We start from the raw sequence: 12,591 nt of genomic DNA on the forward strand, positions 1-12,591 counted from the left end.
GCGGGCTGTCATGCCCTCGTTTCGGGCAGGAATGCGCCCAGCACCCGCAGTGCGGCCGACGTCGGCGTGGCGCGCCCTTCGCGCACGTCCGCCTCCAGCGTGGGCACCAGTGCGGACACCTCGGGGTGCGCACGCAGGGCCGCTCGGAGGCCGTCCTGCACCATGGTCCACATCCACTGCACCTGCTGCGCCTTGCGGCGGCGCGCCAGCGCGCCTGACGCCGTGCTCCGTCCGAGCTGCGTCTCCACGGAGGTCCACAGCTTCTGGATGCCGCTGCCCTCCAGGGCGCTGCAGGTGGTGATTTCCGGCTCGGCGCCGGGCCGCATCAGGTGCAACGCGGCGCGTAGCTCGGACCGGGCCCGCTCGGCGCGCGGCTTGTTGTCGCCGTCCGCCTTGTTGATGGCAAGCATGTCCGCCACTTCCAGGATGCCGCGCTTGATGCCCTGCAGCTCGTCCCCGGCGCCCGCCAGCATGAGCACCAGGTAGAAGTCCACCAGGTCGGCGACGACGGTCTCCGACTGGCCCACGCCCACCGTCTCCACCAGCACCACGTCGAAGCCCGCCGCCTCACAGAGCAGCAGCGTCTCCCGCGTCTTGCGGGCCACGCCGCCCAGGGTGCCGCTGGAGGGGCTGGGGCGGATGTACGCCGCTTCCTCCCGGGACAGCCGGGCCATGCGCGTCTTGTCCCCCAGGATGCTGCCGCCGGACACGGTGCTGGACGGGTCGATGGCCAGCACGGCCACGCGCTTGCCGGCGTTCACCAGGTGCATGCCCAGCGCGTCGATGAAGGTGCTCTTGCCCACGCCCGGCACGCCGCTGATGCCCACGCGCCGGCTGCCGCCCGTGGCGGGGAGCAGCCGCGTGAGGACCTCCTGCGCGAGCGCGGCGTGGCGCGGCAGCTCGCTCTCCACCAGGGTGATGGTGCGAGCGAGCATGGCGCGGTCGCCCGCGCGCACGCCGTCCACGTACGCGTCCGCGGGCAGCAGCTTCACGCCTCTTCCTCCAGCGACGCGGCCAGCTTGTCGAGCAGCTCGATGGCCGCCTTGGAGATGACCGTGCCGGGGCCGAAGATGGCCGCGGCGCCCGCGGCGCGCAGCGCGTCGTAGTCCTGCGCGGGGATGACGCCGCCCACGACGACCATGATGTCCTCGCGGCCCAGCGCCTTGAGGGCCTGCTTGAGCTGCGGCACCAGCGTCAGGTGGCCCGCGGCGAGCGAGCTGGCGCCCACCACGTGCACGTCGTTCTCCACGGCCTGGCGCGCGGACTCCTCGGGCGTCTGGAACAGCGGGCCGATGTCCACGTCGAAGCCCAGGTCCGCGAACGCGGTGGCGATGACCTTCTGGCCGCGGTCATGGCCGTCCTGGCCCATCTTCGCGATGAGGATGCGCGGCCGGCGGCCGAAGCGCGCCAGGAACGCGTCCGCCTTCGCGCGCGCGTCGATGATGCCCGTGGCGTCCTTGCCCGCTTCGCTGGAATACACACCCGTCACGCTGCGCACCGTGGCCTCGTAGCGCCCGAACACCTTCTCGAGCGCGTCGCTGATTTCGCCCACCGTCGCCTTGGCGCGGGCCGCGTCGATGGCCAGCGCCAGCAGGTTGCCCTCGCCGCGCCGGCCCGCCTCGGTGAGCGCGTCCAGCTTGCGGCGCACGTCCTCCGCGTCGCGCTCGGCGCGCAGCTCGCGCAGGCGCGCAATCTGCGCCTCGCGCACCGCGGAGTTGTCCACCTTGAGAATCTCGATGGAGTCCTCGCGCTCGGGCGGGTACTTGTTCACGCCGATGATGGCCTGGCGGCCGGAGTCGATGCGCGCCTGGGTGCGCGCCGCCGCCTCCTCGATGCGCAGCTTGGGCAGGCCGGCCTCAATGGCCTTCGTCATGCCGCCCAGCGCCTCCACCTCCTGGATGTGGGCCCAGGCCTTGCGCGCCAGCTCGTGCGTCAGGCGCTCCACGTAGTAGCTGCCGCCCCACGGGTCGATGACGCGCGTGGTGCCGCTCTCCAACTGGAGGTAGAGCTGGGTGTTGCGGGCGATGCGCGCGCTGAAGTCGGTGGGCAGCGCGATGGCCTCGTCCAGCGAGTTGGTGTGCAGGCTCTGCGTGTGGCCCTGGGTGGCGGCCATGGCCTCCACGCAGGTGCGCACCACGTTGTTGAAGACGTCCTGCGCGGTGAGGCTCCAGCCGGACGTCTGGCTGTGGGTGCGCAGCGCCAGGCTCTTGTCCGTCTTGGGGGAGAAGCCCTTGATGAGCTTCGCCCACAGCAGCCGGGCGGCGCGCATCTTGGCCACTTCCATGAAGAAGTTCATGCCAATGGCCCAGAAGAAGGACAGGCGCGGCGCGAAGGCGTCCACGCCCAGGCCCGCCGCGAGCCCCGCGCGCACGTACTCCACGCCGTCCGCCAGCGTGTAGCCCAGCTCCAGGTCCTGCGTCGCCCCGGCCTCCTGCATGTGGTAGCCGCTGATGCTGATGCTGTTGAAGCGCGGCATCTTCTCCGCGGTGAAGCGGAAGATGTCGCCGATGATGCGCATCGACGGGCCGGGCGGGTAGATGTACGTGTTGCGGACCATGAACTCCTTGAGGATGTCGTTCTGGATGGTCCCGCTGAGCTGCTCGGGGCGCACGCCCTGCTCCTCGGCGGCGACCACGTAGAGCGCCAGCACCGGGAGCACGGCCCCGTTCATCGTCATGGACACGCTCATCTGGTCGAGCGGAATCCGGTCGAACAGGATGCGCATGTCCTTGATGGAGTCGATGGCCACGCCCGCCATGCCCACGTCCCCCGCCACGCGGGGGTGGTCGCTGTCGTAGCCCCGGTGCGTCGCGAGGTCGAAGGCGATGGACAGGCCCTTCTGTCCGGCCGCGAGGTTGCGGCGGTAGAAGGCGTTGGAGGCCTCGGCCGTGGAGAAGCCGGCGTACTGCCGCACCGTCCATGGCTGCTGCACGTACATGGTGGAGTAGGGGCCGCGCACGAAGGGCGGCAGGCCCGGCAGCGAGCCCAGGTGCTCCACGCCCTCCAAATCCTCGCGCGTGTACACCGGCTTGACGGGGATGCCCTCGGGCGTGTCCCAGCGCTCGGCGTTGCGCGTCGCCTCGCCGGCCTGGCGAAGCTGCTGGTCGCGCGCGGGCGCGGCGGCGTGCGTTTCGGGGGCGTCGAAGTCGATGCCCGAGAAGTCCGGTACCTGGGTGCGCATCAGGCCACTCCGAGCTGCTGGTGCAGTGAGGACAGGAGCGCGAACAGGTCCGCGCCCGCGAAGAGGAAGGCGTCCACGCCGGCCGCGCGGAAGGCGGCCTCGTGGTCACCGGGACGCCCCGCCACGGCCACCGCGCGCGCGCCCTTCGCCTTGAGCGCCGCCGTCAACGCGGGCACCCATTCAGGGTACAGCGCGTCCGGCCCGGAGATGACGGCGAGCGTCGCACCGGATGCAGCGAAGCGCTCCGCCGCGTCCGCGACGTCCGCGAAGCCGTGCGCGTCCGCGGGCTCGATGCCGCCCGCGGCCAGGACGTTGGCCGCCCAGGTGGAGCGGGTGGTGTGCTCGGCCACCGTGCCCAGGCTGGCCAGGAAGGCCTTGGGGCGCGCGCCGTTCGCCGTGACGTGGCGGTCGCTCGCGTCGCGCAGCGCCTCGAAGGACTCGGCCACCCGCACCGGACGCAGGGGCAAGGGGCCCGACGCCGCGGGCGTGGTGGCGGCGGCGCGGGACTCGCGCTGGACGGGCGCTTCACCCAGGTGGGGGAACTCGCTCACGCCGACGATGGGCAGCTTGCGGGTGCGCACGGCCTTCTCGCGCGCCGCGCGCGTCTCCGTGAGCACGCGCGTGACGTCGCCGCTCGTGAGCGCCTGCTCCATGCCGCCCAGCGCCTCGATGCGCCGCAGCTCCGCCCACGCCGCGCGGGCGAGGTCCTGCGTGAGCTGCTCCAGGTAGTAGCTGCCACCGGCGGGGTCGGCGACGCGGTTGAGGCTCGACTCGTCCCGCAGGATGAGCTGCGTGTTGCGCGCCAGCCGGCGGGCGGACGCGTCCGGCGTGCCCAGGGGTTCGTCGAAGGGCGCGGTGCTGACGCTGTCCGCGCCGCCGACGACGGCGGCGAAGGACTCCGCGGTGGCGCGGAGGATGTTCACCCACGGGTCGCGCTGCGTCTTGGTGGTGCTGGCGGTGCGCGCGTGCAGCACCATGGCCTGGGCCTCCGGCGAGCCGCCGCACGCCGCCACGGCCTTGGACCAGAGGAGCCGCGCCGCGCGCAGCCGGGCAATCTCCGGGAAGAACTGTCCACCCACGGACATCGCGAACTGGATGGAGCGCGCCGCGACGTCGGGGGAGACGCCCGCGCGCTCCAGGCCGCGCAGGTACGCGATGCCCGTGGCGATGGCCCAGGCCAGCTCGTGCACCGACGTGGCCCCCGCGTCCGCGTAGGCTCGCGTGGACACCAGCAGCACCCGGAGGCCGGGCGCGGACTCACGCAGTGAGGTGACCAGGGGCGCGGCCTGGGCCAGCGTCGCGTCCAACCCCCCGGGCAGCGCGCCCGTGCGAGCCAGGCTGCCGAGCGGGTCCACGCCAAGGCTGCCCCTCAGCGCCGCGCGGGCCACGCCCGTCTGCGCCGCGACGTCGAGCAGGTGCGAGGCGGAGGCCAGCGGGTCGGACTCGGGCTCCAGGTGCACCGGCGTCGTGTCGAGCGGCGCGTGGGCGAGCAGCCGCCGCAGGGCCGCCGCATCCGGCGCGGGGATGCCGCGCGCGTCGCCCAGGTGCAGCCACACCCCCCAGGCGCCCCGGTCCAGGTCCGTGCGGATGGCCTCGGCGGCCCGCGCCACGTCCGGCTCGCTGTACTCCTGGCACACCATCCACCCACCCTCGGTGAGGCCCAGGGCCTGGGTGCCTCGCAGGTAGGGGGCCACGCCCGGAGGTGCGGGCGGCGCGGCGGCGGCGTCCTGCTGCGTGTACAGCGGCTGGAGCGACAGGCCGCCTTCCAGCGGCGATTGGAGCGCGGAGAAGGGCTTGCCCTTCAAGTCCTTGTCCACCAGCCGGCGCCAGTCTTCCACCGATGGGGCCGGGAACTCCGAGGCGATGTGGAGAGGCTCTTGAGCCATGCTGCGTCCTCGCGGGATGGGAGTCGCACCGACCCATAGGCGCAATGGACCGGCGGAGCAATGGGCTTGGAGGGGAGGCCCTAGTCTTCGGACGGGACGTCCTGACCCTTGAAGCCCCAGTCCTCCAGCACTTTGGCTTCATCCAGCGCGCTCTTTGTCTTCTTGAACCGGGCGCCGGACACCCCTTTCACCCGGCGCTCGCACGCGGCCCAGGTGGCGTGGCGCTTCACGGAGCCGCCCACCTGGCTCAGGTACGACCAGGCCTTGGACGAGGAGGCCTCGCGCTGCTCCCTGGGCTTCTCTGGGGGGAGCGACATGTCCTCCGGCAGGTCGTGCACCGCCACGCCGTAGCCCTGGAGCGGGCCGGTGTAGAGCCGCGCGTCGCGCCCCTTCGAACAGGCCACGGCGATGGCGTCCACGCGCTCGTTGCCGGGCACGCCCACGTGGCCCCGGATGTAGAACCACGCCACGGCGGCGGCCTCGGCGGCGTGGTGCTCCTTGCGCTGCGCCAGGAGCGCCATCAGCCGCTTCCAATAGATGGCGTTGGCCACCTCGCCGCCCTCGGCCGTCTTCCACCCGCGCCGGCTCCAGCCGAAGGCCCACTTCGTGGCGCCCTGAATCACATAGGTGGAGTCCGTGTGGATGTGGATGGGGCCCGGCGTGCGCTCCAGGTGGCGCAGGGCCTTGCCCACGGCCGTCAGCTCCATCCGGTTGTTGGTGGTCTCCGGCTCGTGGCCGCCCAGCTCCGTCACCTGCCCGTCGGGCGTGACGATGATGCTCCCCCAGCCACCCGGGCCGGGGTTTCCTGAACAGGCGCCATCAGTGAAGACGAGGGTCGGGCGGTGCTCCATGCCGGCACCCTATTCGGCGCGAAGTGCTCCCGCCAGGACGGCGGTGTCCACGCGCTCAGTGCATGGCACTCAGGGTGGGCCCTGGCTGTACGCGCGTGAAGGCGGCGCGAACGGCTTCCTCCGGCTGGGCGCCGCTCAGCAGCAGCACGGGCCCTGCCCCCGCGAGCCGCATGGCCGGGACGCCGCGGATGCCCAGGCGGTGGGCCTCTTCCTCGTCGGCGAGCACGCGCGCGGTGTACCGGCCCGCCTCCAGCGCGCGCGTCATGGACTCGCGGTCCAGGCCCGCGTCCCGCGCCAGCTCTCCCAGCACGCGTGGGTCCCCGATGTCCCGGCCGTCCTGGAAGAAGGCGCGGAACAGGGCCTCATGAAAGCGCGAGAAGGCCCCCGCGTCCTTGGCGAACTCGGCGGCTTCGAGCGCCAGGCGGCTCCGGGACTGCACCGGCGGTGGCTTCAGCGTCAGGCCCCGCTGCTTGGCCATCGGGTAGACAGCGCGGGACCAGGCCGGCCGTGGGGGCTCATTCAGTGGAGCAAGCATCCGCGCGGGGGCCGGGCGCAGCTCGAAGGCGCGCCAGCGGATGTCGAGCGCCGCCCCCAGCCGGGCCTGCAGTTGCTCGAGGACGGGGAGCTCCAGGTAGCAGAAGGGGCAGACGTAATCGCTCCAGACGTCGAGGCGGACCGGCATGTCCGATTGGGCCATGGGCGAGGCTCCTTGAAGTCCCGGGCAAGGGACATCCCCTCACGTTGGCCATCTCCGGGTGGGCGCGGAATCGGGCGGCGCCGGACCTCCTGGCCTCCAGACGAGCGTGCGGGCCGTCGTCATGTGGCCCCGCGCGCCGTATCCCAATGCCATGGCGTGAGCTCTGGCCGGGCGGACGGCGCGCGGCTTCAGGCGGCCGAGAGCTCCTTGATGAGGGCTTCCATCAGGGTGGGCACGGTCCGGTGCCGCAGGTTGGGGGCGGCCTGTCCTGCCCAGAGCGAGACGAGGTCCGTGCGGCCCGCCTGGACGGCCGCGGGCTTGAGCTTCGACAGGAACCAGCTCTGGATGGGGTAGGGGGCGAACGCTGTCTGTCGAGCGGCCATCTCCTCCGTCCAGCGATTGCGCAGGCCTCGCGCCAGCCGGCCCGTGAAGGCGCGCGTCAAGGTGGTCTGCTTCGCGCGGTCGCTGAAGAGCAGCTCGCGGTGGGCATCCGTCGTGCCTGATTCCTCGCAGACGAGGAACGCCGTTCCCAGTTGCGCGGCCTGGGCGCCCAGCGTGAGCACGGCGCGGATGCCCCGGCCATCCGCCAGGCCACCCGCCGCGATGACGGGCGCCTTCACCCGGTCGGCGACGAGCGGCGTGAGGGCCATGGTCCCCATCAGCGAATCCTCGGCGCGCGCGAGGAAGGACGGCCGGTGCCCGCCCGCCTCGAAGCCCGTGGCCACGATGAGGTCCACGCCCGCCGCGTCCAGCGCCTCTGCTTCCGCCAGCGTGGTGGCCGCGCCGGAGGTGAGGATGCCCCGGCGCCGGCACTCCGCCAGGATGGCCGCGGAGGGCACGCCGAACACGAAGCTGAAGACGGGCGGACGGGCTTCGAGCAGCGCCTCCACCTGGTCCTCGAAGCGGTGGTGGAAGCGCTCGGGCATGGCGGGCTTCTCCACGCCGAGCTCACGGTAGTACGGCTCGAAGAGTTGATAGGCGCGGTCGAACGCCTCCGGGCTGAGCGCGTCTCCACCCACGTCGTGGTCCGACACCCAGAGGTTCAGCGCGAAGGGCCTGTCCGTCAGCGCCCGGATTCGCTGCGCCACGCGGCCAAGCTCTTCCGGGGGCAGTTGATGGGCCCCATAGGAGCCCAGGCCTCCGAGGTTGGACACCGCCGCCGCGAGGCGCTCGGTGGAGTTTCCGCCTCCGAAGGGCCCCTGGATGATGGGGTGTTGGATGCCCAGCTTCTGGATGGCTTTGTTCGGACGGCCCTGGCTCATCGCGGCGCTCCTCGGGTTGGGAATGGCGGAGGGATAACCTCGGTCAGTGGGAATGGTGGGGGAAACGACAGGCGAAAGCGTCCGCGATGTCCGGATGCGGGAACGGGATTCCCATGGCCGAGCACCCTGGCTTCTCGCTCCGCGCAGGTGGCCTGTACGCCGTGGATGGCACGCGGCATGCTCAAGCGTTCCGGACATGACGATGACCCTGGGCCAGGACCTCCGCTTCGCGCTGCGCAGGCTGCGTGGCAGTCCCACCTTCACGCTGGTCGCGGTGGCCACGCTGGCGCTGGGCATTGGCGCCAACATCGCCATCTTCAGCGTGGTGCACGCCGTGCTGCTGCGGCCGCTGCCCATGCATGACGATGCGCGGCTGGTCCGCGTGTACAGCCAGCGGCAGCAGGGGCCGGGGGCCACGTCCGTGCTGGACTTCATGGACCTGCGCGAGCAGGGCCGCACGCTGGAGGGCCTGTCCGCGGTGACGTCCGTGGCGGTGACGCTGGCGGCGGACAGCGCGGACACCTCGCCGGAGAAGGTCCAGGCGACGCTGGTGACGGGCGACTTCTTCCCGATGCTGGGCGCGCGCGTGCAAATGGGGCGCGCGTTGCGACCGGACGACGTCCGGCCCGGCGCGCCGAAGGTGGCGGTGATTTCCCATGGCCTGTGGCAGCGGCGCTTCGGCGGAAGCGCCGAGGTCCTGGGCCGTTCGGTGGACGTGGGTGCTCCGGAGCCGTTGACGGTGGTGGGGGTGATGGCGCCGGGGTTCGACTTCCCCTCCGGTTCGGAGCTGTGGAACCCGCTCCTCTGGGATGAGGGCATGACGAAGCCGGAGGGGCGAGGGGCGCACTGGCTGGAGGTGTACGGCAGGCTCCGCCCGGGCGTGTCCCTGGCGTCGGCGCGCACCGAGCTGTCCGCCATCGCGGGCCGTCTGGCGGAGCAGCATCCCCAGACGAATGAAGGCAAGGGCGCGCGGGTGGAGCCGCTGCGCGACGTGCTGGTGGGCGAGGTCCGTCCGTCGCTCCTGATGATGCTGGGCGCGGTGGGGCTGGTGCTGCTCATCGCGTGCGCGAACCTCACGCATCTGCTCCTGGCGCGAGCGGCCTCCCGGGAGGGCGAGGTCTCGGTGCGCATCGCGCTGGGAGCCAGCCGTGGCCGCATTGCCCGTGAGCTGCTGGTGGAGTGCGGGGTGCTCGCTGGCCTGGGCGCGGCGGTGGGGCTGCTGGTGGCGATGTGGGCGGTGGATGCGCTGGTCGCGTGGGGGCCTCGGGACATTCCTCGCATCGAGGAGGTGTCGCTGGATGGCTCCGTGCTGGCCTTCACCGCGGGGCTGGCCGGATTGACGATGCTGTTGTTCGGGCTGGTGCCGGCGCTCCAGGCCGGGCGCCTGGACCTGGTTCGTGGCTTGCGGCGGGTGGTGGGCGGCGGCGGTGGCGGCGCGCCGGGACACCGGACGCGTTCAGTCCTCATCGTGGCGGAGACGGCGCTGGCGGTGCTGTTGCTGGTGTGCGCGGGGTTGCTGCTGCGCAGCTTCGTGCACCTGCAACGCGCCGAGCCGGGCTTCGACCCCGAGGGGGTGTTGACGGTGAAGGTGGAGCTGCCGCCCCGGCACTATGGCTTCGGCACCGCCGCGCCCGCGGCGTTCTATGACGCGCTGCTGGAGCGGCTGCGCGCCCTGCCCGGCGTGGTGCAGGTGGGCGCCGTGACGGGCCTTCCGTTGGATGGCGCCCGGTGGACGGTGCCGGTGAAGGATCCGGTGCGGCCCGTCCCAGAGGGCACGGAGCCCTGGCGGGCCAGCGTCCGCATCGTGACGCCGGGCGCGCTGGAGGCCCTGCGTGTGAAGGTGCTCCAGGGCCGGGGCATCACCGCGTCGGACCAGGGCGCGGGTGGGCGCGCGGTGCTCGTCAACGCGGAGGCGGCGCGCCGCTTCTGGCCCGGTGAGGACCCGTTGGGCCGCACCTTGGACACCGGCATGGACTGGGGCAGCGGGGCCATGGGCGGGCGCGTGGTGGGCGTGGTGGAGGACATGGCGCTGGAAGGGCTTGGCGCCCCGGCCTTGCCGGAGGTGTACGTGCCCTACGCGCAGGGGCGCTCCACGAGCATGGTGGTGCTGTTGCGGACGACGGGCGCGCCGCTCGACCTGGCGCCCGCGGCTCGCGCGGAGCTCCGGGCCCTGGACGCGAGCCTGGCGCTCGGCAGTGTCCGCACGCTGGCCTCGGTGGTGGAGCGCACGATGGCGCCGCTGCGCTTCTACGTGCTGCTGGCGGGGACGTTCGCGGCGGTGGCGGTGGTGCTGGCGGCCGTGGGGCTCTACGGCGTCGTGGCCTACGCGGTGCTTCAGCGCACCCGCGAGCTGGGCATCCGCATGGCGTTGGGGGCTCGCGAGGAGCAGGTGCTGGGGATGGTGCTGGGCCGCTACCTGGGGCTCACGGCCTGTGGGCTCGTCATCGGGCTGGGGCTGGCGGTGGCCGCCAGCCGCGGGCTCATGCACCTGCTGAGCGGGGTTCGGCCCACGGACCCGGTGACGTATGGGCTGGTGGCGGCGGTGCTGGGCGCGGTGGCCTTCCTGGCGGTGCTGCTGCCCGCTCGCCGTGCCGCGCGTGTCTCCCCCGCGGTGGCGCTGCGGGCGGACTGAGCGGGGAGCGCGCCGCCGCGGCTCGGCGTGGCTGTCATCGTACCGCGAGGAGGGAGGGACGAGCGTGACGCCCGGTCTGGGAGGGCAGGTCGCACCCTGGCACCGGCTGGCATCGCGACGGCGCGTGGCCACGGTTGGCCTCGGAGGCGAGGTGCGCCCTCCTGGACGAAAGGGGTCGGTCATGAAGCTCAAGGTGATGGGGATGATCGCGGGGCTGGCGTGGGGTGGGGCTGCACTGGCGCAGGGCTCGCAAGAGCCGTCGATGCCACGGGAACCGTCGATGCCTCAGGAGCCATCGATGCCACAGGACCCGTCGATGCAGGAGCCACCGAGCAGTGGCTCGCAGATGCCCGGCACGGGCGGCAGCCAGATGCAGGGCCAGGAGCTGAGCGGCTCCGTGGTGGCGATGCGCCGGGACAAGGTCTACATCAAGGATCAGAACGGCGCGGTGGTGCCCATTGGTGTCAATCACTCCACGCAAATCGATGGGAAGCCCATCGAGAAGCACCGGGATATCCAAAGCCACCTCAAGCGTGAGCTGAAGGAGGGGGACCAGGTGCGGACCCGGTTCAACGTGGAGAAGACGACCGAGAACATGGCGTCTTCCATCGAGAAGATGAGCAAGTAGCTCGCGGCGCACGAGGAGGGCCGCGGTCTGGAGCGGGACGGTGCTGGTCCACCGCCGCTCTGGCCGCGGCTTCCGCCGTTCCCAGGTGTCCGCGGGGGCGCCGCTTCAAGGCGCGCGGGAGGCTTCGGCCCCGATGAGCACTGCTACGCTTCTGCGACGAAGGGAAAGGTGACGATGAGCTACCGGATTGATTCTGTCGTGCAAGGGTTCGCGGACGAATTCCTGCGTGCATCGTTGACGAGCCAGCGCGCGACCTTGGTGGCGGCCTGTGAGGCTGGGTTGCGCAACGCCGGGGTGATGGAGCCCGTTGCCAGCAATGCCCTGGAGCTCATTCGGCGTGGCGGCACAGGGACTGACGCCTTGCGATGGGAGTTGGATGGCCTCGTTGCTCAGTATGATGAGGCGTATTTCTCCCGGGTTGACGCGGAAGGCGGGCTGGACGACGAGGCAGTTTCGAAGTTCTCGAAGGCTCGTGCATTCGCCGCCTTGTCCTATGCTCTTGGAGCGGAGGCTGATTGGCTTGAGGCGCTCTATGAAGCGGTCTCGACCCTGGAGGGGCAAGAGCCAATGGTTGAGCGGCTGAGGGCTGTGCTGACGGCTTGAACATTGTTGCCAAGCCGCCGACGCCCGGCTGACCTGTCGGTCAGGCCGAACTGCTTACGCTGATGCATTGCTGGCGCCCTCGGCCTCGATGAGCTCGGCCAGGATGGTGCGGTGGCAGACCTGTTCGAGGATGCAGTCTTTTGAACAAAGGAGCGTCACCGTCTCGCCTTGTCGCACCCGGCTGGCGAGCGCGGCGATGGCTTCGCGCTGGGACGCCATCTCCTGGATGTACTGCTCTCGGTAGGCGTCCAGGGTGATGGGCGTTCGGCCCTTTCCATAGAAGGCGTCGAAGAGCTCCGGGCTGGGCGCCAGGTTGCTTTGCCACACATCCCAGGTTTCCTTGGCCTTGGGCAGACCTCGGGGGCGGTATCGGCAGACCAGGACACGGAAGCCGTCGTCCGGCTCCGAAGGCACACACCACCGTTTGGTTTTGAGCGGCATCGTCGGGCAACCCTGAATGGGTGGGACGGTATTCCATCCGCGGTGGACCGGATTTCTTACCGGAACGGAAAGGGTGCCAGCCCCGTGGGGCCGGGGGGATGTCTCCAAGTGCTTGGAAATGTTGATCTTGAGGGCCTGACAGCCCGCGGCACGCGCCCTGCTATGGGCTAAGGCAGCAGCGTGACGGGGCGGTACGGGGCAGCACGGTGGGCGGGTTGGACGGGGCGGTACGGGGCAGCACGGTGGGCGGGTTGGACGGGGCGGTACGGGGCAGCACGGTGGGCGGGTTGGACGGGGCGGTAAGGGCGGTGGGGTAGGACGGGGCAGTCAGGGCAGCACGGGCGGCGGGTTGGACGGGGCAGGACGCAGGACGGGGCAGTCGGGACGGCGAGTAGGACGGGGCGGGACGC

10 protein-coding genes are annotated in these 12,591 nt (G+C 71.6%); 3 read left to right on the forward strand and 7 right to left on the reverse strand.

Going from position 1 to position 12,591, the window contains the following annotated elements; translation table 11 throughout:
• Positions 1-8: 8 nt before the first annotated feature.
• The 6 genes from meaB to MYMAC_RS11260 form a co-directional block, all read right to left on the reverse strand.
• Positions 9-992, reverse strand: coding sequence for a methylmalonyl Co-A mutase-associated GTPase MeaB (gene meaB, locus MYMAC_RS11235; RefSeq protein WP_095958091.1), 984 nt, complete (start codon positions 990-992; stop codon positions 9-11).
• Positions 989-3,181 carry a methylmalonyl-CoA mutase gene (gene scpA / locus MYMAC_RS11240; RefSeq protein ID WP_013938848.1) on the reverse strand — a complete coding sequence of 731 codons (2,193 nt, stop codon included), beginning with the start codon at positions 3,179-3,181 and terminating at the stop codon, positions 989-991. Before scpA ends, meaB begins: the two co-directional genes overlap by 4 nt.
• The gene (locus MYMAC_RS11245) at positions 3,181-5,067 is read right to left on the reverse strand and encodes a methylmalonyl-CoA mutase family protein (protein WP_095958092.1); all 1,887 of its coding nucleotides are present in this window, start codon (positions 5,065-5,067) and stop codon (positions 3,181-3,183) included. The genes scpA and MYMAC_RS11245 overlap by 1 nt, the downstream gene beginning before the upstream one ends.
• Positions 5,068-5,147: 80 nt before the next feature.
• Entirely contained in the window at positions 5,148-5,918 is a 771-nt protein-coding gene (locus MYMAC_RS11250) for an RNase H family protein (RefSeq protein WP_095958093.1), read from the reverse strand.
• 55 nt (positions 5,919-5,973) lie between these two features.
• Positions 5,974-6,615, reverse strand: coding sequence for a DsbA family oxidoreductase (locus tag MYMAC_RS11255; RefSeq protein WP_095958094.1), 642 nt, complete (start codon positions 6,613-6,615; stop codon positions 5,974-5,976).
• Between the two features lie 188 nt (positions 6,616-6,803).
• Positions 6,804-7,877 (reverse strand): NAD(P)H-dependent flavin oxidoreductase, encoded by a 1,074-nt coding sequence (locus tag MYMAC_RS11260; protein WP_095958095.1) that lies wholly within the window; start codon positions 7,875-7,877, stop codon positions 6,804-6,806.
• 196 nt (positions 7,878-8,073) lie between these two features.
• Between MYMAC_RS11260 and MYMAC_RS11265 the strand changes: the two genes are divergently transcribed.
• The 3 genes from MYMAC_RS11265 to MYMAC_RS11275 all read left to right on the forward strand — a co-directional run bounded on the left by MYMAC_RS11265 (position 8,074) and on the right by MYMAC_RS11275 (position 11,740).
• Positions 8,074-10,509 carry an ABC transporter permease gene (locus MYMAC_RS11265; RefSeq protein ID WP_239989483.1) on the forward strand — a complete coding sequence of 812 codons (2,436 nt, stop codon included), beginning with the start codon at positions 8,074-8,076 and terminating at the stop codon, positions 10,507-10,509.
• A gap of 181 nt (positions 10,510-10,690) precedes the next feature.
• Complete coding sequence (locus MYMAC_RS11270) at positions 10,691-11,137, forward strand: hypothetical protein (protein WP_095958096.1); 447 nt, start codon at positions 10,691-10,693, stop codon at positions 11,135-11,137.
• Between the two features lie 174 nt (positions 11,138-11,311).
• A complete protein-coding gene (locus MYMAC_RS11275; RefSeq protein WP_013938855.1) occupies positions 11,312-11,740 on the forward strand; it encodes a hypothetical protein in 429 nt (142 codons plus the stop codon).
• Positions 11,741-11,794: 54 nt separating this feature from the next.
• Here MYMAC_RS11275 and MYMAC_RS11280 read toward each other — a convergent pair whose 3' ends face one another.
• On the reverse strand, positions 11,795-12,181 hold the full coding sequence (locus tag MYMAC_RS11280) for a DUF488 domain-containing protein (RefSeq protein WP_063747613.1): 387 nt from the start codon (positions 12,179-12,181) through the stop codon (positions 11,795-11,797).
• Positions 12,182-12,591: the final 410 nt, after the last annotated feature.

The sequence above is a fragment of the Corallococcus macrosporus DSM 14697 genome (assembly GCF_002305895.1).
GTDB lineage: Bacteria > Myxococcota > Myxococcia > Myxococcales > Myxococcaceae > Myxococcus > Myxococcus macrosporus.

What these genes read in the sequence shown, in the direction of transcription:
- MYMAC_RS11265 (WP_239989483.1), top strand. Translation starts at nt 8,074, where the DNA reads ATGACGATGACCCTGGGCCAGGACCTCCGCTTCGCGCTGCGCAGGCTG.
- MYMAC_RS11260 (WP_095958095.1), bottom strand. Translation starts at nt 7,877, where the DNA reads ATGAGCCAGGGCCGTCCGAACAAAGCCATCCAGAAGCTGGGCATCCAA.
- MYMAC_RS11280 (WP_063747613.1), bottom strand. Translation starts at nt 12,181, where the DNA reads ATGCCGCTCAAAACCAAACGGTGGTGTGTGCCTTCGGAGCCGGACGAC.
- scpA (WP_013938848.1), bottom strand. Translation starts at nt 3,181, where the DNA reads ATGCGCACCCAGGTACCGGACTTCTCGGGCATCGACTTCGACGCCCCC.
- MYMAC_RS11255 (WP_095958094.1), bottom strand. Translation starts at nt 6,615, where the DNA reads ATGGCCCAATCGGACATGCCGGTCCGCCTCGACGTCTGGAGCGATTAC.
- MYMAC_RS11270 (WP_095958096.1), top strand. Translation starts at nt 10,691, where the DNA reads ATGAAGCTCAAGGTGATGGGGATGATCGCGGGGCTGGCGTGGGGTGGG.
- MYMAC_RS11245 (WP_095958092.1), bottom strand. Translation starts at nt 5,067, where the DNA reads ATGGCTCAAGAGCCTCTCCACATCGCCTCGGAGTTCCCGGCCCCATCG.
- MYMAC_RS11275 (WP_013938855.1), top strand. Translation starts at nt 11,312, where the DNA reads ATGAGCTACCGGATTGATTCTGTCGTGCAAGGGTTCGCGGACGAATTC.
- MYMAC_RS11250 (WP_095958093.1), bottom strand. Translation starts at nt 5,918, where the DNA reads ATGGAGCACCGCCCGACCCTCGTCTTCACTGATGGCGCCTGTTCAGGA.